24 protein-coding genes are annotated in these 20,964 nt (G+C 73.2%); 10 read left to right on the top strand and 14 right to left on the bottom strand.

Annotated elements, in window-relative coordinates; genetic code table 11:
* Window positions 1-77: 77 nt before the first annotated feature.
* The 3 genes from A6A27_RS45385 to A6A27_RS36070 all read right to left on the bottom strand — a co-directional run bounded on the left by A6A27_RS45385 (window position 78) and on the right by A6A27_RS36070 (window position 1,066).
* Window positions 78-254: a hypothetical protein gene (locus tag A6A27_RS45385; RefSeq protein ID WP_198940595.1), complete on the bottom strand. Its 177-nt coding sequence runs from the start codon at window positions 252-254 to the stop codon at window positions 78-80.
* Window positions 255-341: 87 nt separating this feature from the next.
* Window positions 342-704: a thioredoxin gene (gene trxA, locus A6A27_RS36065; protein ID WP_073839127.1), complete on the bottom strand. Its 363-nt coding sequence runs from the start codon at window positions 702-704 to the stop codon at window positions 342-344.
* Window positions 674-1,066 (bottom strand): MerR family transcriptional regulator, encoded by a 393-nt coding sequence (locus A6A27_RS36070; protein ID WP_073839128.1) that lies wholly within the window; start codon window positions 1,064-1,066, stop codon window positions 674-676. Before A6A27_RS36070 ends, trxA begins: the two co-directional genes overlap by 31 nt.
* A gap of 235 nt (window positions 1,067-1,301) precedes the next feature.
* Between A6A27_RS36070 and A6A27_RS36075 the strand changes: the two genes are divergently transcribed.
* Together A6A27_RS36075 and A6A27_RS36080 are read left to right on the top strand one after the other, a co-directional pair.
* Window positions 1,302-1,961: a dienelactone hydrolase family protein gene (locus tag A6A27_RS36075; RefSeq protein WP_073839129.1), complete on the top strand. Its 660-nt coding sequence runs from the start codon at window positions 1,302-1,304 to the stop codon at window positions 1,959-1,961.
* Between the two features lie 71 nt (window positions 1,962-2,032).
* Window positions 2,033-2,215: an antitoxin gene (locus A6A27_RS36080; protein WP_073839130.1), complete on the top strand. Its 183-nt coding sequence runs from the start codon at window positions 2,033-2,035 to the stop codon at window positions 2,213-2,215.
* A gap of 176 nt (window positions 2,216-2,391) precedes the next feature.
* Here A6A27_RS36080 and A6A27_RS36085 read toward each other — a convergent pair whose 3' ends face one another.
* The 9 genes from A6A27_RS36085 to eccB form a co-directional block, all read right to left on the bottom strand.
* Window positions 2,392-3,048 carry an HAD family hydrolase gene (locus A6A27_RS36085; RefSeq protein WP_073839131.1) on the bottom strand — a complete coding sequence of 219 codons (657 nt, stop codon included), beginning with the start codon at window positions 3,046-3,048 and terminating at the stop codon, window positions 2,392-2,394.
* A 115-nt stretch (window positions 3,049-3,163) separates the two neighbouring features.
* Window positions 3,164-3,814: a C39 family peptidase gene (locus A6A27_RS36090; RefSeq protein ID WP_073839132.1), complete on the bottom strand. Its 651-nt coding sequence runs from the start codon at window positions 3,812-3,814 to the stop codon at window positions 3,164-3,166.
* Window positions 3,815-4,388: 574 nt separating this feature from the next.
* Window positions 4,389-4,808, bottom strand: a complete 420-nt coding sequence (locus A6A27_RS36095) for a pyridoxamine 5'-phosphate oxidase family protein (protein WP_073839133.1) — start codon at window positions 4,806-4,808, stop codon at window positions 4,389-4,391.
* Between the two features lie 51 nt (window positions 4,809-4,859).
* Entirely contained in the window at window positions 4,860-5,201 is a 342-nt protein-coding gene (locus A6A27_RS36100; protein WP_073839134.1) for a YkvA family protein, read from the bottom strand.
* A gap of 39 nt (window positions 5,202-5,240) precedes the next feature.
* Window positions 5,241-6,059, bottom strand: a complete 819-nt coding sequence (locus A6A27_RS36105; protein ID WP_073839201.1) for a hypothetical protein — start codon at window positions 6,057-6,059, stop codon at window positions 5,241-5,243.
* Between the two features lie 151 nt (window positions 6,060-6,210).
* Entirely contained in the window at window positions 6,211-6,663 is a 453-nt protein-coding gene (locus A6A27_RS36110) for a hypothetical protein (RefSeq protein WP_073839135.1), read from the bottom strand.
* A 144-nt stretch (window positions 6,664-6,807) separates the two neighbouring features.
* Window positions 6,808-8,049: a WXG100 family type VII secretion target gene (locus tag A6A27_RS36115; RefSeq protein ID WP_073839136.1), complete on the bottom strand. Its 1,242-nt coding sequence runs from the start codon at window positions 8,047-8,049 to the stop codon at window positions 6,808-6,810.
* Window positions 8,042-8,416, bottom strand: a complete 375-nt coding sequence (locus tag A6A27_RS36120) for a hypothetical protein (RefSeq protein ID WP_073839137.1) — start codon at window positions 8,414-8,416, stop codon at window positions 8,042-8,044. Before A6A27_RS36120 ends, A6A27_RS36115 begins: the two co-directional genes overlap by 8 nt.
* 114 nt (window positions 8,417-8,530) lie before the next feature.
* Window positions 8,531-10,000: a type VII secretion protein EccB gene (gene eccB, locus A6A27_RS36125; RefSeq protein ID WP_073839138.1), complete on the bottom strand. Its 1,470-nt coding sequence runs from the start codon at window positions 9,998-10,000 to the stop codon at window positions 8,531-8,533.
* Between the two features lie 162 nt (window positions 10,001-10,162).
* On the opposite strand from eccB, the gene A6A27_RS36130 reads away from it, so the two are divergent.
* Window positions 10,163-11,335 carry a type VII secretion protein EccE gene (locus A6A27_RS36130; protein WP_073839139.1) on the top strand — a complete coding sequence of 391 codons (1,173 nt, stop codon included), beginning with the start codon at window positions 10,163-10,165 and terminating at the stop codon, window positions 11,333-11,335.
* On the opposite strand, the gene eccD is transcribed toward A6A27_RS36130, so the two are convergent.
* Window positions 11,319-12,716 carry a type VII secretion integral membrane protein EccD gene (eccD, locus tag A6A27_RS36135; protein ID WP_073839140.1) on the bottom strand — a complete coding sequence of 466 codons (1,398 nt, stop codon included), beginning with the start codon at window positions 12,714-12,716 and terminating at the stop codon, window positions 11,319-11,321. The genes A6A27_RS36130 and eccD overlap by 17 nt on opposite strands.
* A gap of 171 nt (window positions 12,717-12,887) precedes the next feature.
* Between eccD and eccCa the strand changes: the two genes are divergently transcribed.
* From eccCa to A6A27_RS36170, 7 genes are all read left to right on the top strand, one after another.
* Window positions 12,888-16,853 carry a type VII secretion protein EccCa gene (gene eccCa / locus A6A27_RS36140; RefSeq protein ID WP_073839141.1) on the top strand — a complete coding sequence of 1,322 codons (3,966 nt, stop codon included), beginning with the start codon at window positions 12,888-12,890 and terminating at the stop codon, window positions 16,851-16,853.
* Between the two features lie 68 nt (window positions 16,854-16,921).
* Window positions 16,922-17,341 (top strand): YbaB/EbfC family nucleoid-associated protein, encoded by a 420-nt coding sequence (locus tag A6A27_RS36145; RefSeq protein WP_073839142.1) that lies wholly within the window; start codon window positions 16,922-16,924, stop codon window positions 17,339-17,341.
* Between the two features lie 16 nt (window positions 17,342-17,357).
* Window positions 17,358-17,651 carry a hypothetical protein gene (locus tag A6A27_RS36150; RefSeq protein WP_073839143.1) on the top strand — a complete coding sequence of 98 codons (294 nt, stop codon included), beginning with the start codon at window positions 17,358-17,360 and terminating at the stop codon, window positions 17,649-17,651.
* Between the two features lie 31 nt (window positions 17,652-17,682).
* A complete protein-coding gene (locus A6A27_RS36155; RefSeq protein ID WP_073839144.1) occupies window positions 17,683-18,411 on the top strand; it encodes a hypothetical protein in 729 nt (242 codons plus the stop codon).
* Entirely contained in the window at window positions 18,408-18,695 is a 288-nt protein-coding gene (locus tag A6A27_RS36160; protein ID WP_241825613.1) for a hypothetical protein, read from the top strand. The genes A6A27_RS36155 and A6A27_RS36160 overlap by 4 nt, the downstream gene beginning before the upstream one ends.
* A gap of 228 nt (window positions 18,696-18,923) precedes the next feature.
* Complete coding sequence (locus A6A27_RS36165) at window positions 18,924-19,232, top strand: WXG100 family type VII secretion target (protein WP_073839146.1); 309 nt, start codon at window positions 18,924-18,926, stop codon at window positions 19,230-19,232.
* 30 nt (window positions 19,233-19,262) lie between these two features.
* Window positions 19,263-19,544, top strand: a complete 282-nt coding sequence (locus tag A6A27_RS36170) for a WXG100 family type VII secretion target (RefSeq protein ID WP_073839147.1) — start codon at window positions 19,263-19,265, stop codon at window positions 19,542-19,544.
* Between the two features lie 132 nt (window positions 19,545-19,676).
* Here A6A27_RS36170 and mycP read toward each other — a convergent pair whose 3' ends face one another.
* Window positions 19,677-20,915 (bottom strand): type VII secretion-associated serine protease mycosin, encoded by a 1,239-nt coding sequence (gene mycP, locus A6A27_RS36175; protein ID WP_241825614.1) that lies wholly within the window; start codon window positions 20,913-20,915, stop codon window positions 19,677-19,679.
* Window positions 20,916-20,964 lie beyond the last annotated feature (49 nt).

Here is a 20,964-nt window from a genome sequence, read left to right on the forward strand (position 1 = left end):
CGGGGGCCGGGACACTGCTCCAGGTCGCGGGCGGGCGTCAGGCGCACCGCGACCTGGAGCAGTCGAAGTCGGGTACGTCAGAACTGGCGGCCGTTGGACGGCCGGCCGGCGGCGTCCCGGGGTGACATCGCCCGCGGGTCGTCGGCGGTACGCGCCTGCGCCGCCTCGTCCGCCCACTCCCGGGTGCGCTGGGCGTCCTGTTCGCGGCGTTTCTCTTCGGCGGCCTGCTGCCGGGACCTGTCCTGCTGTGCCATGACGATCCTCGCGATCGGTCGGGGCGCGGCTGCGCCGGTCCGTGGTCACTCCGCGCCTTCCCGATCGGCCCGGCGGCAAACGGCGGCTCAGGCCGGCGGCTGCCAGCCCGCCACGTGCCGGCCGAAGCTCAGCCGCAGGTGGTTCTTGGGCCGGGCACCGACGATCGAGCCGACCACCTGCCCGTCCCGGAAGACCAGCATGGTGGGCATCGACATCACCTGGTATGCGCGCGTGGTCTCCGGGTTCTCGTCCGAGTTGAGCGTGACGAAGCGCAGCGCGTCGCCGAACTCCTCGGCCAACTCGGCGAGGTGCCGGGAGACCGTCCGGCACGGTGGGCACCACTCGGCCCAGAAATCGACCACCACCGGCCGGTCGCCGGCCAGCACCGTGGCCGCGAACGTCTCGTCGGTGACCGTGGTCAGTCGGCCCTGGGCCGTGTCCTGAGGCATGTTTCCTCCCGCTGGGCGATCGCATGGGCGAGCTGGTCGTGCAGCTGTCGGCGGACCGCGCCGAGCCGGTCGAGATAGTCGTCCACCTCGGCGAGCTTGCGCCGCAGCACGGCCACCGAATCCGGGCAGACGTCACCGGAGCTGTTGCCGGCTCGCAGGCAGGCCACGAAGGGTCGGATGTCGTCCAGGCCGAAGCCCACCGCCAGCAGCGTCCGGATCTCGTGGACGACGCGCAGCTCCGCCTCGTCGTAGATCCGGTAGCCGTTGGCGGAGCGGCGTGGCCGCACCAGCCCCTGGGTCTCGTAGTACCGCAGGGTCCGGGTGCTCGTACCGGCGCGTTCCGCCAGCTCACCGATGCGCATCGGGCCTCCCTCCCTCCGTCGCCCGCCCTGTTCGCCACGCTAAACCTTGCCGCCGACGTCAAGGCAACACCGCCACCCCCGCCCCCCACGGCGCGATCATGAGGTCGACGGTGTCGGGGAGCGCTTTCTCGGCGGCCAACCTCATGATCGTCGCGGTGGGTGGCGGGTGGGTGGCGCGGCAGGGTGGGAGGTGAGGGCGGGGCGGGTGGGGGTATGCGGGTGGCGGAGGTGGGGCATGGAGACGCGCGAGGTGACGATCCCGGTGGTGGAGGGCGGGCTGCCGGCGGACGTGATCGTGCCGTCCGGCGCGGTCGGCGTGGTGCTCTTCGCGCACGGTAGCGGCAGTTCCCGGCACAGCCCGCGCAACACGGCCGTGGCGCACACGCTCAACGACCGGTCGCTCGCCACCGTACTGGTCGACCTGCTCACCCCCGACGAGGACGTACTGGACGCGCGGACCGCCGAGCTGCGCTTCGACATCGGGCTGCTCGCCGGGCGGCTGGCCGCCATCGTCGACTGGATGGGCGCCGAGCCGACGCTGGGCCGGCTGCCGATCGGGCTCTTCGGCGCCAGCACCGGCGCGGCCGCCGCCCTGGTCGCCGCTGCGGCGCGCCCCGAGCAGGTGGGCGCGGTGGTCTCCCGCGGCGGTCGGCCCGACCTGGCCGGCAGCTCCCTGTCGGCGGTGCGCGCCCCGACCCTGCTGCTGGTCGGCGGTCTGGACGAGCAGGTGATCGTGCTCAACGAGCAGGCGCAGGCCCAGCTGGGGGAGGTGGGCGAACTGCGCATCGTCCCCGGCGCCACCCACCTGTTCGAGGAGCCCGGCACCCTGGAACAGGTGGCCGACCAGGCCGGTACCTGGTTCACCACTCACCTCCGCACCCCGCACCCCGCCTGACGGGCGGCGCGGGCACCCGTTTGCGCCTCCGGTAGCCGGGAAGGCGTGGACGGAGGAGAGGAGATCCGGACGTGCGTGACTTCATGGACAAGGCCAAGGACGAGGCCAAGCAGCATCCGAAGCAAGCCGACGAGGCTGTCCAGAAGGCCGGCCAGGAGGCCGACCAGCGCACCGGCGACCGGTACGACAAGCAGGTCCAGCAGGGCGAGCAGGCGGCGGAGCAGCGCATCAACCAGGGCGACCGCAACCGCTGACCGCGTCATCGCTCCCGGGCCGTCCCGGGATGGTCCGGGAGCACACGGCGGTGCCGTGGACGAGCGAGCCAGCCGGTGACCGACACTTCCGAGGCGACCATCCCGAGTCCTGCCCGATGGAGACGATCGTGGTGTCTGATGTGGAGAACTTCCGACGGATCGCCCCGGAGGGCTGATCAGCCCCGCAGCAGGGCGGGCAGCTCGCCCAGGGTGGCCAGGGCGTGCCCGTCCCAGGTCGGGTCGGTGTCGTTGTGCTCGGTCGTCCGGATCACCGTCATGCCGACCGCCGCCGCGCCGGCCAACTCGCCGTCCGCCCCGTCGCCGACGAAGACGCAGTCGGTCGGGCCGGCGCCCAGCCGTTCGGCCGTCGTCCGGTAGATCGTCGGTTCGGGTTTGGCCACGCCCAGCTCGCACGAGAAGACCGCGACGTCGAAGCGGCGGGCCAGCGCGCTCGACGGCCACGCCTCGGCGGTCTCGGCGGTGGCGTTGCTGATCAGGCCGATCGGGTGGCCGTCGGCGCGCAACGCGTCCAGCACGGCGAGGGTCTCCGGCGCGACCCGGGCCAGCACCCGGGTGGCCAGCTCCCGGCGATGCGCCGCGGCGCGGGCCACCTGGTCCTCGGTCGGCGTCCCGCCGAGCCGCCCGGCGAGGATCCGGACCGTCTCCGCGACGTCCCATTCGGTCATCCGGTCCCGCCAGGTGGCGTGGTACGCGGCCACGAGTGCCTCCGGCGGCACCCCCACCATCAGGCCCATCTCGCCGACCACCCGGTCCCGTTCGGAGTTCGCCCCGTCGACGAGGGTGTGGAAGAGGTCGAAGATCACCGGCCGCACGGCGACATGCTAATGGCGTGTGCCGGCCGGCCCCGAGCCGGTCTCGTGCACCGGTCGTGAGCACGGCGAAGGGCCGGCCTCCCCCTCGGGGAGACCGGCCCTTCATGCCGCTCGGTCAGGAGCTGTAGCCGCGGCTGGCGATCCAGTTGGCCAGGTCGGCCACGTTCATCCAGTACTCCGGCTCGCCCGGGCTCGCCGGGTCGGCGATCAGCACGGTGTTGCCGTCGTCCTTGTACTCCACCACCGTCAGGTAGTGGCCGGTGTAGCTGTGCGCGACCCCGTCGACGTCCACGGCGCTGCCGATGATGTTGGCGACCACCGGGCGGCCCTGGTCCACCGCGGCCTTGACGTCGGCCCGCAACTGCTCGACCTGGTCCTTGGTGGCCGAGTTGTCCCGGATCTCGGTGGTCTTGTACTTGCCGTCGGTGTACTCGTTGAGCACCCGGGTGATGTCGATCGCCGAGTCGGTGCCGTTCACGGTTGTACCCAGCTTCTGGGCCAGCTCGTCCTGGCTGATCGACTTGCCCTCGGCCGACAGCGCGATCCGGGTCGACGCCGGGCCGCAGTAGTAGAAGTTGGGCTGCGCCTGGTACTCGTACCCGGCGCGCCGCTCGCCCTTGCCCTTGCCCTGGTCCGCGCTCGCCGCCCTGACGGGCGTGGCCTGCGCCGGAGCGGCGTGGGCGGCCACGGCCGGACCGGCCACGATCCCGCCGGACATGACGAGACCGGCGACGGACAGCATGCTGTTACGGAAGATCGAGTTCATGTCGAAGCTCCATTCGGGGGGTTGACGTCTCCGGGGAGACGCAGCACCAGGAGTGGCGCTCGGCTGTTCTCGGGGAAGCCGGCGTGCCGGGGTCCCACGGCCCGCGGCGTTGACCGGGGGCGCACACGACCGTCGGCCCCGGATCCCTCGTCCGTCGGGCCGTCCTGCTCGGTCGTACGGGAGATGCAACGAGCAGCAGGGGCAGGCGATTCCGCCATCCAGGTGGCCCTGCTCACCACAAAACCGGACAGGCCGCCCAGTCGGGCCGGATCCCCGCCAGCGCACCCGGCAGCGCGACGCGGAATGGCGGGGCCGCTACGAACTTGATGACGTGAACGATTCGCCTGGGCCCCGCTGGGCCAAATGCCTCGGGGCGGTACGTAATGGCTTTCCCGAGTCGTCTACGTCATCAAGTTGGTAGTCGCCGGAGGAGAGACTCGATGCGCCGCCCGTCAGTTCGACGGCCTGCTGCGGCGGCTACGCCGGTGCCCCGTCGCTGCTGCGCCGCTGGCGACGTGGCGGGGCCAGGTTGCGAGGGCCGGCCCGTGCCCGGGTGGCTGCCGGGCCGCCCGGGTCAGGTGGTGGCGGGGAGGCTGCCGAGCAGGCGGGTCACGGCGATCTCGATGACCACCCGCTGCGGATTGGGCCGCGGCGGGCGGTAGCGCTCGGCGTACCGGCGCTCGGCCTCGGCCACGGCTTCGGGGTCGCGGCGCAGCACCGCCCGCCCCTCGACGGTCAGCCACCAGCGGCCCGCCACCTGGCAGACCGCCACCGGTACGCCCGCCGTGCCGGCTGCCGCCACGTGCCGCGCCTTGGCCGAGGTGCCCGAGGTGATGACGCGGGCCAGCCCGGCGACCGGGTCGAAGGTGACCCCCACCGGTACGACGTGCGGTGTGCCATCCGCCCGCAGCGTGGTCAGCGTGGCGAGGTGTCGGTCCTGGAAGAACCTCGTCACGCGCTCGTCGTCCGGGTTCAACCGGTGTTCACCCGCCATGCCCCAGTCCTCGGTGCGCCGAACCTGAGCCGACCGCCGGCCCGGCCCCGATCATGACACGGGGCGGCGCAGGCGACCCGGTCCCGGCGGGGACGGCGGCTGCTCGGGCAGCCCGCGCTGTGCCGCGCGGTGCCGGGCGGCCAGCCGGCCCAGATAGAACAGGGCACCCGCCAGCACGCCCATGTCGTCCAGGTAGATCGGGTCGGGTAGCAGGTCCACCGGCAGGATCGCGTAGATCAGCGCGCCGTAGAAGGCGACCTTGCCGCCGACCCCGAGCGCGCCGAGCAGCCGGCGGGTGCGGACCACCCGGACGGCGAGCAGTATCGCACCGACCAGCGTGGCCAGCGCCACCAGGCCGGCGAGGACGACCAGCACCCAGCTCTCACGGGACACGAGGCCACGCTAGCCGAGCCGAGCCAGCTCCGCCCGGCGTCAGTACGCCGGGACCGCCGCCCGCCCCCGGGCCGATCCGGCCCCGCGGGCCGGCTCCCCGCCCCGTGCCGCGGGCAGCTCCCGGGTGATCTCCACCGCGGTGAGGTCCACGGTGGAGATCAGCGACTGGGGTTCCGGGGCGGGGCCGGTCGCTGCGTACGCCTCGTCGCGCAGGCTCCGCACGGCGGCAGCCGCCAGCTCGGCGGCCCGCCAGGCGGCCTGCTCCCGCTCCCGGGCGGCCTGGTGCCGGGCGCGGAGGTTGTCCCGGATCAGCCGGCGCAGCAGCAGCTCCTGCTCCACCGGATGACGGCGCGGGTCCCAGCCGTGGTGCCCGAGGATGTCACTGAGCTGCTCCACCGTGATCTCCTTGCGCCACTGCGCGTCCAGTGCCGCCCGGTGCAGCCAGCGCTCCCGGTCCGCGTACTCGGCCGGGGTCCGGTCGGTCCGCGGCAGGGGCAGGGTGGCAGCGGCGGCCAGCCGGCGGACGTCCCGCTCCGCCGCCTCGTATGCCCGCCACGCCTCCTCGACCTCCTCCTGGGCGGCCAGCCACTCGGCGCGCCGCCGCTCGGCGGTGGTCGCCGCCCGTTCGGCCGCCACCCTCACCTCCTGCGCGTACCGGGCCCGCTCGCGGGCCTCCTCGGCCAGCTCCAGGCTGCTCGGCATGGCTGCCGCGCTGATCCGGTCGCCGAGCGCCGACCGGAACCGGTCCGGGCGGACGATCAGGGCGGCGACCACGATCGCCGCCACGGCGAGCAGGGCCAGCCAGATTCCGGCGGCCTGGGGAACGTCGGGCAGGACGGTGGAGAAGACGGTCTGCATCACCAGCACCTCGTGGTGGAACTCGAAATTCAGGGTCTGGGCCCGGGGCCGGGCGGAGGAACGCCGTTGGCGCGGGGAAGGGCGCGCTGCGGCCGTACCCGTTGGGGGTGGTGGGGACTCACATCGAGGGCCGCGCGGGCGGCCGGTGGGCTCAGGCGCGGGGTGGGCCGCGCCGGGCGAACGGCTCGCGGTCGGGGTCCACGGCGGCCACGGCGACGTGCGGGCGCGGCATCGCGGCATCGCCGTCGACGAGCCGTGCCGCCACGTCGGGAGCCGGCGGGGCCGCAACCGCGAGTGGGTGACCGGCCGAGGAGTGCGGCGCGGCGGCCGGCCTGGTGTCGATGGCCCATGCGCCGGTCGCGGCCGCTCCGGCATCGACGAGGATGCCCGGGGTGGGCGCGTCGACCGGCTCCAGGTCGATGCTGAGGCTGGCCGCCGGACGGTGCGTCGCGTCTGGACCGACGGGGCCGGTGGCCGCGGCAGCGGCGGCCGGACCGGTGAGGCCGACGACGAGCGCCAGTGCGGTCACCGCCACCTGGGTCAGCTCCCGCAGGGTGCGCAGCGTCGCCGCCCAGAGGGACGGGGCGAACGCTACGACCGGCACCAGTTCAACCTATCTGTCAGATTCGCCTCGTGCAGCTCAACGGGCGTACGGATGACGTGACCCGGCCCACCATGGACAGAGGCGGTCAACGAGAACGGCGCGGCGCCCCTCGTGAGGGTCGCCGCGCCGTTCGTCAGCGTGCGATCAGTTGGTGCCGAGCACCGGCGGCGGGGCCGACTTGCCGTCGCCCCAGACCATCTCGTCCTCGGTCAGCCAGGTCAGCCGCTCCTCCGACTCGTCCTCGTCGGAGGTGCCGCGCCCGCCCAGGACACCGTTGCGCCCGGCCATCGCGGGCCGCGCGTTGGTGCCCCGGCTACCGTTGGAGCGGCCCTCCGCGTTGATCGTGACGCCCCGCCCCGAGGCGAGCCGCCCGGTACCGGCTGCGGACCGGTTCTCGGCCCCGGGCATGCCCCCGACCCTGGCCGTGCCGGGACCCGAGCTGGCCAGTGCGCCCGTGCCTCCGTTCGGCAGCCCGTAGAGCGGGCCCCCGCTGCCGCTCGGAACGTTGGTGGTGGGGGCGCTGGCGATGCCGGTGCCGGTGAGGCCGGGGGCCGTCGGGCTGGTGACCATCGGGCCGGCGCCGGCGAGTGAGGTGCCGGCGGGGTCGACGACGCCCACCGAGCCGATCGTGCCGGGACTGCCCGCGCCCGGGTGCCCGGTCGGGCCGTCGCCCACCGTGCCGCTGCTCGGGCCCGTGTGGTGCACGCCCGACGTGGTCGCGGTGGCTCTCGCGGTGGACCCGAAGGTGCCGGAGGTCGGGCCGGCGGAGGGGGTGCCCACGGAGGGGCCGTTCTTCAGCGTCGGGTTCGTCGGGTCGCCGTCGCCGGGCAGGCCCGGGTCCGGCGGCTCCGGCACGACGATCCGGCCGTAGGCGGAGAAGTCGTAACCCTCGGCGAGGTTGGCGACGACCTGCACCATCCGCTGGTGGGCCTTCTCCTGCTCCTCCTGGTCCTGCTGGTGACCGACGATGCCGCCGATCACCGCGCCCGGCAGCCCGCCGACCAGGAAGCCCTTGCCAGCGCCGGAGAGCAGCTTGTCGTTGTCGTCGGTCTCCTCCGGGCTCTCCGCCTTCGACTGGGCGGTGCGCAGCTCGGTGGCCATCATGTCGAGCGCCTGCCGGATGTCGGCCATGCCCTGGGCCAGGTTGCCGGAGTAGCCGACGACCAGGTTCAGCCGCCGGTGGAACTCCTGGGCGGCGTCGCCCGTCCAGGTCTTGGCCAGCGCGTCCAGGTCACTGGTCAGGTCCCGGCCGAGGCCCTCCAGGGTGTCCTTCAGCGAGCTCCACTGGGCGCTGAGCCCGTCGACCTGCTTCGGGTCGCCCGAGGTGACGCCCTGGTAGAGCTCCTTGTGGCTGACGTGCTCGTAGCGCTGAACGTACTCAGACACGCGGATCCTCTCCCTTCGCCGGCCTCATCGCCGCATCCAGGCCGGAGAGGGCGGCGACGATGTCGGCCGCGGCGGCCGCGTTGCGTGCCTCGGCGGTCTTGTAGTTGGTCATGATCGTCTTGGTCGCCTTCTGGGCGGCCTCGATCGCCTTGCGCAGCCGCTCGACGTGGTTGGCGAAGCTCGTGTGCGTCTCGGAGTAGCGACGGGCGTTGCCGGTCGCGTCGGTGAAGGTGCCCAGCGCGGGTGGCCGGCACTGCATCTCCGTGTTGAGCTTCTTCAGCACCGACTCGGCCTCGCTGAGTCGCCGCCCCAGTCGCTGGTGAAAGTCCTCCAGGGACAGTACGTCCACTGTCGTGCGCCCGGTCATGGCTGCATCCCCGTAGTCATCGTCGATAACCGTTGGTCACGCTCAGGTTAGTCGACCCGGCCCAGCCCGGGCGACCCGTGGCCGCCCTATTCCACATCGGACGCCGGCCCGACGTCAGCCACCCTGGGCCGGGCCCGCCCCCGACTGCTTGTTGCCGCCCGGGCCGGTCGTCACGGAGCCACCCGGCACGGCGCCCGGATCGAAGAAGGCCAGTGCGTCCTGCCGCGCCAGTGTCGGCCCGGTCGGCACCAGCGCCAGCAGGGATGCCGGCACCGCCGTCGGCGTCGCGTCGCCGTACCCGAGCGCGACCTTCGCGTTGGGCCCGAGCGGATAGCGGACCCCCTGCGCGGTGATCAGGTAGACCGTGGCGCCGGCCGCCGCCTTCCCGCTCTCCCCGGCCGTGGCCTGCACCAGCACGCCCTTGCCGCCCGGCAGCAGCACGCTCTCGGCGGTCCGCACGGCGTCCCGGGAGGTCTGCCGGGCGGCCACTCCGGTCGCCGCCGTCAGCTCGGCCGGCGGCTGGTCGAAGACCTCCAGCGTGGTGACCGGCGGCTGGCCGGACGCCCCGGCCCGGTAGGTGGCGCACAGTACCGTCCGGCCGGCGCGGACCTCGTGCAGGGCGGGCAGCTTGTCCGGCAGGCCCTCGGGCTCCAGTCGCTGGTCGGTGAGGAGCTGGCCGGCCTGGTCCGGCGTGATGTCGGTGATCTGACCACCGCCGCCGAGCAGCAGCAGCGCGGTCATCTCCTTGATCGCCACCAGTCCCTGCCGGGTCAGCACGTAGTGGTTGCCGGCGGCCCGGTAGACCTGGCCGACCTTCGCCGGGCGGTCACCCACCGTCAGGCCGCTGGAGCTGCCGTCCCCGTCGATGGTCGGCTTGCGCAGCGCCGGCCCCACCGGCACCGCGTTGAGCAACTGCTGCCCCACGGTGAGGGTGGCCGCGCCGGCCATCTTCAACGCGACCAGCGCCTGCTCGTCACCGACCACCCGCAGCCGGGAACCACCCGTGAGCAGGTACCGCGCCTCATTCACCCGGACCAGGACCGCCCGGTCGGTGAGGGAGGTGCCGCCCGGCAGCGCCCGGTCGATCACCAGGCGGGTGGTGGAGCGCTGTGGATCGGCCGGGTCGGGCACGTCGCAGACCGACCAGGGGAGGCCGACGAGCGACTTGCGGTCCGGCACGTCGTCCGGGGCACCCACGATGCCGACCGCCCGCCCCCGCGGACGCTCCTTGATCGACGCCTGCGACATGGTGCGGACCGCCGGATCGGCCTCGTCGAGGATGAGCCGGGCGGAGGCGTAGTTCAGCGTCGGGTGCAGCACCCCGTCGGTGAAGACGTAGGTGGCTCCGGTCTCCCGCTCGATCACCAGCGTGTTCGACTCCAGCGGCGCGGCGTTGCCGGTGAGCTGGCCGTACGCGCCCGCACCGCCGAGCACGACAGCGGCGGCGATGACGCTGCCGAACACCGCCATGCCGAGCCGGCGCATCGGCAGGTCATTGGTCTCCGGGTCGCCGGAGAGCAGCGCGGAGACGATGCGGCGGGTGACGAAGCGGTACGCCTGCACCTGATCGCGGCGGGTCCGCATGGCTAACCTCCGGCAGGGGTGGGTCCGCGACGATCAGGTCCGAACGTCGCCGCGGGCTTCCCTACGATAAGGGGCCGTCGGCGGTTCACCGGGACCCCGCCCGTCCTCCGGCGACGCAACGCCGGGGCGGAAGCCCAGAATGTCCAGAAGGGACGCTCACCGATGACGCAGGTCCAGGCGCCACCCGGTCGTACGGCCACCGCCCCCGCCGCCCCGGCGGACCGCCCGATCATCCCGGCCGACCAGCGTCGGCGTGGTCGGCTCGGCCCGCTCGTCGTCGGCCAGCTCGTGGTGCTGGAGTGCGCCGCGCTGGCCGTCTGGTTCGCCACCGGTGGCCCCGCCTGGCTGCTCGCGTCCGTCGGCGTGCTGGCCGTGCTGGCCGTCGTCGCCGCGTTCGCCCGCCGGGGCGGCCGCTGGTGGTACGAGGACCTGATGCTCCGCCGCCGGCTGCGCCGCCGCCGCGGGCGGGCCCGGAGCGCCACGCCGTCCGGTGACCCGCGACTGGCCGCGCTCGCCCCGGAGTTGGCCGTCGTCGAGCTCACCGAGCGTGGCACCCGGCTCGGCATCGGCCAGGACGACCGGGGCTGGTTCGCCGCGGTCGCGCTGACCGGCCGGCCCGGCGCGCCCGCCGGGTCGATGGAGGCGGCGACGATGGACCGCGCCCTCGCGGTGCTCGCCGACTTCACCGGGCCGGTCACGCAGGCCCAGGTCGTCTCGCACACCCTGGTCTGGTACCCCGCGCCGGGGGCCCCGCCGGCGGCGCACCGCACGATCTGGGTGGCGCTCCGCCTGTCAGTGTCCGACGCCCGCGCGGAAGCGGTGAGCCGGGGCGGCGGCATTCGCGGTGTGCACCGGACCGTGGCGGCCGGGATCGGCCGGCTCGGCAAGACGCTGAACGCCGCCGGCCTCGGCCACCGGGTGCTGGGCCGGGACGAGTTGCACACCGCGGTGGTCTCCGGCGCCGGGCTGGACCTGGCCCCGGAGGCGCCGGTGGAGAGCTGGACCAGCCTGCGCGGCGGCGGCTGGACCCAGCGCTGCCTGGCGCTGCGGGTCCGCCCCAACGGATCGCTCGGCGCGCTGGTGGACGCGGTCACCGCCACCTCCGCGCCGTCGCACACGGTCGCGGCGGTGGTGCTGCCGGGTGGCCGCCGGGTGCCTCCGCTGCTGCGGGTGGCGGCGATGGACGGGCATGCCGAGGCGCTGGTGAAGGTGGTCCGGGACGTGGCGAAGCGCAGCGGCGTGCCGGCCCGGCCGCTGGACGGGCAGCACGGTCCCGGCGTCTACGCCACCGCCCCGGTCGCCACCGCGATGGGCACGGTCACGGTCGAAGGTTGACGATCCAGCCGTAGAGGCCGCAGACCCAGACGGCGAGCGGCACCACGGCGATGATCAGCAGGATCTCGACGATGTCGAGGAGGCGACCCCAGACCGGCGAGATCCGCTTGCCCGCCACGGTGAGGCCGTAGATCAGGCCGATCACCGTGGCCAGCAGGAGCCCGCCCAGGATCAACCCCAGCCGGACCGGCAGCGACCCGGCGCCGAAGGTGGCCGCCGCGGCCAGTCCGAGACCGAGGGTGCCCGCGAGCAGCACCGGGGTGCGCTGCGCGCGGCCGATGAACGGGCGGGCCCGCAGCAGCGACAGCAGGGCCAGCACCAGGCAGAGCAGCACCGCCGGCAGCCGGCCGTTGTCGGCGAGCACCACCTGGCCGCCGAGCACCAGCACCGAGACCGTCCAGAGCAGGCCGGTGAGGAACGCGTCGGCGCGCTCGCTGTTGCTCAGCACCTGCGGGCCGTCGACGGACTCGCTGTCGGTCTTCAGGTCGTCCGGCCCGGTCGGGATCGACGGCACCGGCAGCCGGGCCAGCCGGTAGGCGATCATCGGCAGCGCCGGCAGGGCGGCGAACGCGACGGTCGCCACCACCGCCGCGGCGGCCGCCGCGCCGATGCCGAAGGCCAGGCAGAGCGCCGCGCCGATGCCGACGGCCACCCCCACCGCGACCGAGCCGAGGAACAGCGGCAGCCGGTCGCCGACGGCCAGCGCGGCCATTGCGCCGAACAGCACCGCGGCGGTCGCGGCCAGCAGCACGTGCGGGCTGGCCAGGTCGGCCAGCGCCCGGTCCCCGGCGAGCACCAGCAGACCGCCGATCGCCGCGTAGCCGAGGCCGCCCATGGCCAGTATCGCGCCGGTACGGCTGTCACCGGCCGCCCGGGACAGCACCGCGGCGCTCACCAGCAGGGCGACCGCGACCACCAGGGCGGCCAGCGCGCCGGGCAGCTGCGGCGGCCCGGCGAACAGCGCCGCCGCGGCACCGGCCGTCAGCGCGGCCCCGGCGAAGAGCACCGCGAACGAGCGGGTGGTGCCGACCTGCCAGGTGCCGGGGCGCTGGTTGGTGGCCGTGGCGACGGCATCCACCACGTCGTCGAAGACGATCTCCGGCGCGGCGGCGGCCCGAGGGTTGAAGTAGAGCACCTCGCCGTCCCGGACGCCGAGCTGCGCGGCGGTACGCCCACCGTCCAGCGGCTGCCCGCCGAGCCGGGACAGGCTCCATCCGCCGTGCCGCACGCCCTCGTCGGCGAGGTCCTCACCGGCGTACCGGAGCAGCGTGGGCAGCAGGTCGGCCAACGGGACGTCCGACGGCAACGCCAGATCCATCCTGGTGCGCGGCGCCACGATGGTGATCCGGCTCAGCCCGCCGGTCGCGGTCTTCGTCGCCACTGTGGCCTCCTCGTACTCGCCTACGATCCACCTCGGCCGGCGGCGTCGCCCCGACACGGGTCCACGACGCCTCCGGGAGATTACCTACGATGGCGGTCGCACAGGTTGCCCACCCGACGACTCGGGCCGTTGGCAGACCACGATCAGGGCCGATTCTGGGGAGGAGACGCCGTGAGCACGGTGGTGTTCCGCCGACTTCCGCGTCAACCGGGGCCCGCGCTGCCGCGCGGCGAGGTGCTGCTGGAGTCTCCGCCCGAGCTGCCTGAGCAGCAGTCGCGGGGCATGGGGCAGGTGCTGATGATCCTGCCGATGCTCTGCGGCGTCGGCGCGATGGCCTTCCTGTACGCCGGACGCGGCGGCGGCATGATGACGTACGTCGCGGGCGGCCTCTTCGGGGTGTCCATGCTGGGCATGGCGATCGGCACGCTGGGCAACGGCGGCAACAACAAGGCCGAGCTGAATGCCCAGCGCCGCGACTACATGCGGTACCTGGCCCAGATGCGCAAGCGCACCCGGCGGGCCGCCGAGCAGCAGCGCTCGGCGATGACCTGGCGGCATCCGGAGCCGGACTCGCTCTGGTCGATCGCCGCCTCGCGCCGGCTGTGGGAGCGGCGGATCACCGAGGACGACTTCGGTGAGGCCCGGATCGCGCTCGGCCCGCAGCGGCTGGCGGTGGAGATCGTGCCGCCGGAGACCAAGCCGGTGGAGGACCTGGAGCCGATGAGCGCGATCGCGCTGCGCCGGTTCGTCCGGGCCCACTCCACCGTGCCGGACCTGCCCACCGCGCTCTCGCTGCGCGCGTTCAGCCGGATCGTGCTGCGCGGCGACCGGGAGCCGGTGCTCGACCTGGCCCGGGCCGCCCTGGGCCAGCTGGTCACCTTCCACGCCCCGGACGACCTCATCGTGGCGGTGGTGGCCGCGCCCGACCGGCAGCCGGTGTGGGACTGGGTGAAGTGGCTGCCGCACGCCCAGCACCCGGGGCGTACGGACGCGGCGGGCGCGCGCCGGATGGTGTTCGCCAGCCTCGCCGAGGCGGAGGCTGCGCTCGCCAACGAGCTGGGCGGCCGGCCCCGCTTCGCCCCGGAGGCGAAGCCGCTCACCACCGCCCCGCACCTGGTGGTGGTGCTCGACGGCGGCGAGGTCTCGCCGACCTGCGCGTTGATGGGTCCCGGCCTGCTCGGTGCCACGGTCATCGACCTGTCCGGCACGGTGCCCCGGGACGCCGGCCGCTGGCTGCTCTGCCTCGACACCGGTGACGGCAGCGGCCTGGACCTGGTCCGCGGCGCCACGACGTCGCGGCTCGGCCGGCCGGACGGGCTCAGCATGGCGGGTGCCGAGGGGCTGGCCCGGCAGGTCGCCCCCTACCGGCTCTCCCAGCAGCAGGGCGCCAGCACCGAGGAGCCGCTGGCCCGCAGCATGGAGCTGCCGGACCTGCTCGGCGTCGGCGATGCGGCGGCGGTGGACGTGCAACAGACCTGGCGGCCGCGCAGTCACCGCGACCGGCTGCGGATCCCGCTCGGCCTCGGGCCGGACGGCAATGTGGTGGAGCTTGACTTCAAGGAGTCGGCGCACGAGGGTATGGGCCCGCACGGCCTGGTCATCGGCGCAACCGGCTCCGGCAAGAGCGAGCTGCTGCGGACGGTGGTGGGGGCGCTGGCCGTGACGCACTCGTCCGAGGAGCTCAACTTCGTCCTGGTCGACTTCAAGGGTGGCGCCACCTTCGCCTCGCTGGACGCGTTGCCGCACACCAGCGCGGTGATCACCAACCTCTCCGACGAGCTGCCGCTGGTCGACCGCATGCGGGACGCCCTGGCCGGCGAGATGAACCGGCGCCAGGAGGTGCTCCGGGCGGCCGGCAACTACGTCTCCCGGTACGACTACGAGAAGGCCCGGGCGGCCGGCGAGCCGCTGGAGCCGATGCCCAGCCTGCTGATCATCTGTGACGAGTTCAGCGAGCTGCTCGCCGCCAAGCCGGACTTCATCGACCTGTTCGTCATGATCGGCCGGCTCGGCCGGTCGCTCGGCGTGCACCTCCTGCTGGCCTCCCAGCGGCTGGAGGAGGGGAAGCTGCGCGGCCTGGATACCCACCTGTCGTACCGGATCGGTCTGCGCACCTTCTCGGCGGTCGAGAGCCGCATCGTGCTCGGCGTGCCTGACGCGTACGAGCTGCCGAGCGCGCCCGGTCACGGTTACCTCAAGACCGACACCAGCACCATGCTCCGGTTCCGGGCGGCGTACGTCTCCGGGCCGTACCGGGCGCCGGGGCAGGTGCAGCGGTCCACCCGGGCGCAGGTGCAGCGCCGGATCGTGCCGTACGGCATCGACTACGTGCCGGTGCCGGCCGTGCCGAGCCCGACGGAGACCGCGCCGGAGCCGGAGCAGGCGGCCGACGGCAAGGCGGTGGCCATGCTGGACGTGCTGATCGACCGGCTCAAGGGGCGGGGGCGCCCGGCGCACCAGGTCTGGCTGCCGCCGCTGGCCGAGCCGCCGGGTCTGGCCGAGCTGCTGCCGCCGTTGAGCGTGCACCCGACGTTCGGCCTCACCACGGCGAACTGGCCGGGGCGTGGGCGGCTCACCGTGCCGGTCGGCATCGTCGACCGGCCGTACGAGCAGCGGCGCGACCCGATGATGATCGATCTGTCCGGCGCGGGCGGCAACGTGGTGATCGTCGGTGCCTCGCTGAGCGGCAAGAGCACCATGCTGCGGTCCATGCTCGCCTCGCTGGCGCTCACCCACACGCCGCGCGAGGTGCAGCTCTTCTGTCTCGACTTCGGCGGCGGCGCGCTGCGCAGCCTGGAGCGGCTGCCGCACATGTCCGGGGTGGCCGGACGGCGGGACACCGAGGCGGTCCGGCGGACCGTGGCCGAGGTGGTCGCGATCATCGACGACCGGGAGCTGCGCTTCACCCAGCACGGCATCGACTCGATGGCCAGCTACCGTCGCCGCCGGGCGGCCGGGGAGTTCGCTGACGACCCGTTCGGCGACATCTTCCTGGTGGTCGACGGCTGGAACACGCTGCGCCAGGAGTACGAAGAGCTGGAGCAGACCATCACCAACCTGGCCAACCGGGGGCTGGGTTTCGGCGTACACGTGGTTGTCACGGCCGTGCGGTGGGCGGAGATCCGGATCAACATGCGGGACCTGCTCGGCACGAAGCTGGAGCTGCGGCTCGGCGACGCGGCCGAGTCGGAGATCGACCGGCGGGCCGCGCAGAACGTGCCGGTAGGCACGCCGGGCCGCGGTCTGACCCACGACAAGCTGCACTTCCTCAGCGGGATCTCGCGGATCGACGGCAAGCGCGACATCGAGGACCTGACCGAGGCGTCGGTCGCCCTGGCCGGGCACGTCGCGGCCAACTGGTCGGGCCGCCCAGCGCCCAAGGTGCGGCTGCTGCCGCGCAAGCTGCCGGTCGGCGAGCTGGCGAAGGTCATCGACCGGTCGGTGCCGGGCATCCCGATCGGCGTCAACGAGTCGGCGCTGGCCCCGGTCTACCTGGACCTGGCCAGCGAGCCGCACCTGACCGTGTTCGGCGACGCCGAGTGTGGCAAGACGAACCTGCTGCGGCTGATCGCCCGGGGCATCGCCGAGCGGTACACCCCGGCCCAGGCCCGGCTGGTCATCGCCGACTACCGCCGTGGCCTGCTGGGCGCGGTGGAGGGCGACCACCTGCTCGACTACGCGCCGTCCAACCAGGTGTTCAGCCAGGGGCTGGGCTCGATCCGCAGCGCGCTGCAGAACCGCCTGCCCGGCCCGGACGTGACCACCGCCCAGCTGCGCGACCGGAGCTGGTGGAAGGGCCCCGACCTCTACGTCCTGGTGGACGACTACGACCTGGTCGCCTCGGGCGGCAGCAACCCGCTCAGCGCGCTGCAGGAGCTGTTGCCGCAGGCCCGGGACATCGGCCTCCACCTGATCATCACCCGCCGGGTGGGCGGCGTGGCGCGAGCCCTGTACGAGCCGGTGCTGCAGCGCCTGCGCGAGCTGGACTCGCCGGGCCTGCTGATGTCCGGCAGCCGGGAGGAGGGTGCGGTCTTCGGCAACCTGCGGCCGAGCCCGCAGCCGCCGGGTCGGGGCACCCTGGTCCGCCGCCGGGACGGCCAGCAGCTGATCCAGACCGCCTGGACGGAGCCGGCTTAGGGGCGGACGCCAGGTAAGCGTTCCGATAGCGTCAGCCCGACCGTCGCGCGTGCAGAGAGGGACCCGTCGTGAGCAGCCCGTGGGGTTACGGTGGCGCCGGTGGCGCCGTGGAGAACATGTTGCGCCAGGCGCAGGAGCAGCAGCGCCGGCTGGCCGAGTTCCAGCAGCAGCGAGCGGACCTGCGGGTGACCGGGGAGAGCCCGGACGGCCTGGTCCGGGTGACCGTGGACGGCGAGATGAAGGTCGGCGACATCGAGCTCAACGCGCGGGCGATGCGGCTGGACAGCTACACGCTGGCGGAGTCGCTCCAGGCCGCCATCGACGTGGCGTACGCGGCCTTCAACGAACGCCAGCAGGAGTTGCTGACCGAGATGCTCGGCGGCTCCGAGCTGGTCCGCCGGGCCCAGGAGGGTTCCCTGACCCCGGAGGACTGGTTCCGCCAGTTCGGTGTGGACCTGTCCGACCCGACCCGCGGCCTGCGTCGCTGAGCTGGGAGGAGGCGCGATGGCCAACAAGGTCGACGTCGACGCGATCCGGAAGGCGAGCAAGATGCTCGACGCTCCGGACGGCCCGATCCAGTACCTGCGCAACGTGCAGACGTTGTTGGAGGAGGTGAAGCTGCCGGGCGGCGCGCTGAGCCTCTTCGGCCACGGGACGGTGGCCCAGCACAACGCCTCGGTCGACGGGCACCTCGACAACGTCAAGACCGGTATCGACCACCTGCACAAAGCCGCTGAGCAGCTCGAGCAGAGCGCGAAGAACTGGGAGAAGTCGGACCAGCCCTGGGTGGTCAAGTGACCGGCCGGGCCAGCCACGGGGGGAGCAGCTGATGCCACCGGAGATCTTCATCGCCAACGCCTCGGGCGCGGTGACCGGCACCGTCTCGGTTGCCGAGACGACGGCGCCGGTGCGTACGGCGGCGGCCATCGCACGAGGCAACTGGATGTGGATCGTCTTCTCGGGGATCCTGATCGGCTCGATCCTCTACCTGGAGACGTTCGACAATCAGGAGGTCAACGAGGCCATCAAGAAGTGGGGGGATGCCGCGCGTCTGCTCGGCTCGGACCAGTTCGGCGCGGCGGTCGCGGCGGTCCCGCCGGACCCGAAGGAGTGGGACTTCGACGACCGGGACGCGTTCGACCTCTTCATGCGCAAGCTGGGAGCGGAGATCAACTCGTTGGCCGAGGCGTTCAACGCCAACAAGGACACCCTCACCTCGGCGCGGGACGCCTACAACGACGCGGTCTCCGGGTTGGCCCAGGCGCTCATGCCGATCCTGGTCGCGGTGATCGCCTCGATCGCGTTCCAGTTCTTCCCCGGCACCACGGCGCTCGCCCAGGCGATCGGCATCGCCGGCCTGGCGGCCGCCTCCGCCATCCTGGTGATGGTCTTCGGGGACATCGGCGCGCTCCTGCACGCCGTGATGGCTGGCTTCAACACCAACAGCCGGTTCGCGTTCGTGTCGGACTCCCGCCCCGGCTGGGCGCCCACCGGCTCGGACCCGGACATCAAGGACATCAAGATCGACTGGGTCAAGGACTCCAAGTTCTACCAGTGACGAGGGGGGTCGGGGTGTTCACGGTGCTCTATTGGCTGTTCATGTACTTCCTGCTGACCATCCCGGTCTTCCTCGGCCTCGCCCTGGCGGCCCGGCTCACGGGCTCGGCGGGGGTCCGGCGAGCCGCTGAAGTGGTGATGCTCACCGGCGGCGTGGCGCTGCTTCCGGTGGTGCTCCAGCGCGCCTTCGAGCGGCCGGTGCTGTGGGCCGTGGTGGTGCTGCTGGCGCTGCTGCTGGCGTTCGGGGTGATGATGCACGTCAGGTCGTACCGCCAGCCGTCCTGAGGCCGGTGCGGATCGAGGTGGTCGTCCGTCCATATCGTACGGTCCGCCCGGGAATGTGTTGTGGATCCTGGCTTGCCGGGAGACGACGATACGGGGACAGGGCTGCGCGGGTTGGACGTCGTCCGCTACGGTTCGGTTGAAGTGTCCGTCGGTGGGGTGTGTACGCCTTGCCGCGGGGGAGGGGCGCGGCGGATCCGCCGCCACGAAGATGACGGAAGGGTGTGAAGCATGGCGTTCGAGGTCAGTGCAGCGACTCTGCACACCGCCGCGAGTGACGTGCGGTCCACGCGCAGCGACGTCGACGGCGAGCTCAAGAAGCTGTGGAATGTCGTCGACGACCTGGCGATGGCCTGGAAGGGCCAGGCGTCCACGGGTTTCCAGAGCCTGATGACGCGCTGGAACGAGGACACGAACAAGCTCTTGACCGCGATGGACAACATCGCCGACCTGCTCGACAAGTCGGGTACGACGCACCAGGTCAACGACGAAGAGCAGCAGCAGATGCTGGACAAGTTCCACGCTGCTCTCAACCCGTGATCCGCGTAGTAGCCAGGTAGAGGAGGAACGATGAGCATCAAGGTCGACTACGCCGTCCTCGAGAGCAGCAACCAGCAGATGCAGGCCATCTCGCGGACCATCGACGAGAAGCTGGACACGCTGCGCTCGATGCTGACCAGGCTCGAGTGGGAGGGCCAGGACCGCGTCGCCTACCAGCAGCACCAGGCCCAGTGGGACGCCGCCGTGCGGGACATCAACAAGGTCCTGAACGACATCGGCCAGGCGGTCGGCATCGCCCGCGAGAACTACATGACCACCGAGATGAGCAACTCCAAGGTCTGGGGCAACTGACCCGACCGGCCCCGCTGCGGCTCCGCTCCGGCTCTGTCCGGGGTCGGGGCCGCAGTGCTTTTCCCGCGCCACCAGCGGCGCGCTGACCCCCGTTGGCGCGCGGGGCGGTGCCCGGGGCCGGGGTGGGTGGGTTCAGGCGTCCAGGGCCGCGGGGCGGCGTCCAGGGCGCCAGCCGCGCCGGCGACCGTGAATCAGGATCGGCCGGAGCGTCAGCAGGGCGACGGCCAGCAGCCCGCCGACCGCGGCCACCCAGATCGCCACGGTCCGCTGCCACGCGAGCGGGTCGGCCGGCGGCGCCGGCTTCGGCAGCGCGCCGAGCGGCGGGTCGGTCCGGCTCCCCAGCAGGCTGGTCACCGCCCGGTACGGGTTGACCATCCCGTATCCGATCTCGGCGTTGTGCCCGTCCGGCGGGTTGTCGGCCGTCTGGGTCAGCCGGAAGGCGATCTCCTTCGGGGAAAGGTCCGGGTGCGCGGCGCGGACCAGCGCGGCCACCCCCGAGACGTACGCGGTCGCGAAGCTGGTGCCGCCCTGCGGCTCCGCTCGGTATCCCGACCCCTGTGGCGCCGGGCCGACGATCTTCAGCCCGGGGCCGGCGATGTCCACGTAGTCGCCGGTGACCGAGCTGCCAACGTGCTCGCCCGCGTCGTCGATCCCGGCGACGGCGATGACCCCCGGGTACGCGGCCGGGTACCCCGGCTGGTCCTGCTGGTTCTCCTGCCGGTTGCCGGCGGCGGCCACCACGATGACCCCCTTGTCGAGGGCGTAGTCCACGGCGTCCTTCAGCCGGGCGTCGTCCAGCGTCACCAGGGACAGGTTGATCACGTCGGCCTTGTGGTCGACCGCCCACTTGATCGCCCGGCCGATCTCGGCCGGGATCGATTCGTCGAAGGTGCGTTGGTTGTCGGCCAGCACCCGGATCGGCAGGATCTTGGCCTCGGGCGCGATCCCGCTGTACGGCACGCCGGTGCCCTCCTTGCCGGCGATGATGCCGGCCACCAGGGTGCCGTGGCCGACGAGGTCGCACTGTCCCTTGAGGTGGACCAGGTTGTTGAAGTCCTCGCCGGGCAGCACCCGGCCGCGCAGCAGGGGGTGGCTGGGGGAGACGCCGGAGTCGATGACCGCAACGGTGACGCCCTGGCCCCGGGTGACCCGCCAGGCCGCCGCCGGGTCGAGCCGATCCAGCGCCCAGGACGCCTCGGTCGGGGCGGGGCCGCCGGGCGGGCCGCACTTCGGGGCAGCCGAGGCGGGCCCGGGCGCCACCAGGACGGCGCCGAGCAGGGCGGCCGCTCCCGCTCCACAGAGGATGGACCGGATCCGGTGCCCGGTAGGGACGCGCACCGTCGTCCCGTCCGGCCGCAAGCTGTCGCGCACGCGCTGAGATTACCGTCGGCGCGCCGGTCGTGCGGTGACGGGAGCCGCC

The sequence above is a fragment of the Micromonospora sp. CB01531 genome, assembly GCF_001905095.1.
Lineage (GTDB): Bacteria > Actinomycetota > Actinomycetes > Mycobacteriales > Micromonosporaceae > Micromonospora.

What these genes read in the sequence shown, in the direction of transcription:
- A6A27_RS45385 (WP_198940595.1), bottom strand. Translation starts at nt 254, where the DNA reads ATGGCACAGCAGGACAGGTCCCGGCAGCAGGCCGCCGAAGAGAAACGC.
- trxA (WP_073839127.1), bottom strand. Translation starts at nt 704, where the DNA reads ATGCCTCAGGACACGGCCCAGGGCCGACTGACCACGGTCACCGACGAG.
- A6A27_RS36070 (WP_073839128.1), bottom strand. Translation starts at nt 1,066, where the DNA reads ATGCGCATCGGTGAGCTGGCGGAACGCGCCGGTACGAGCACCCGGACC.
- A6A27_RS36075 (WP_073839129.1), top strand. Translation starts at nt 1,302, where the DNA reads ATGGAGACGCGCGAGGTGACGATCCCGGTGGTGGAGGGCGGGCTGCCG.
- A6A27_RS36090 (WP_073839132.1), bottom strand. Translation starts at nt 3,814, where the DNA reads ATGAACTCGATCTTCCGTAACAGCATGCTGTCCGTCGCCGGTCTCGTC.
- A6A27_RS36095 (WP_073839133.1), bottom strand. Translation starts at nt 4,808, where the DNA reads ATGGCGGGTGAACACCGGTTGAACCCGGACGACGAGCGCGTGACGAGG.
- A6A27_RS36105 (WP_073839201.1), bottom strand. Translation starts at nt 6,059, where the DNA reads ATGCAGACCGTCTTCTCCACCGTCCTGCCCGACGTTCCCCAGGCCGCC.
- A6A27_RS36120 (WP_073839137.1), bottom strand. Translation starts at nt 8,416, where the DNA reads ATGACCGGGCGCACGACAGTGGACGTACTGTCCCTGGAGGACTTTCAC.
- eccB (WP_073839138.1), bottom strand. Translation starts at nt 10,000, where the DNA reads ATGCGGACCCGCCGCGATCAGGTGCAGGCGTACCGCTTCGTCACCCGC.
- A6A27_RS36130 (WP_073839139.1), top strand. Translation starts at nt 10,163, where the DNA reads ATGACGCAGGTCCAGGCGCCACCCGGTCGTACGGCCACCGCCCCCGCC.
- A6A27_RS36150 (WP_073839143.1), top strand. Translation starts at nt 17,358, where the DNA reads ATGGCCAACAAGGTCGACGTCGACGCGATCCGGAAGGCGAGCAAGATG.
- A6A27_RS36155 (WP_073839144.1), top strand. Translation starts at nt 17,683, where the DNA reads ATGCCACCGGAGATCTTCATCGCCAACGCCTCGGGCGCGGTGACCGGC.
- A6A27_RS36165 (WP_073839146.1), top strand. Translation starts at nt 18,924, where the DNA reads ATGGCGTTCGAGGTCAGTGCAGCGACTCTGCACACCGCCGCGAGTGAC.
- A6A27_RS36170 (WP_073839147.1), top strand. Translation starts at nt 19,263, where the DNA reads ATGAGCATCAAGGTCGACTACGCCGTCCTCGAGAGCAGCAACCAGCAG.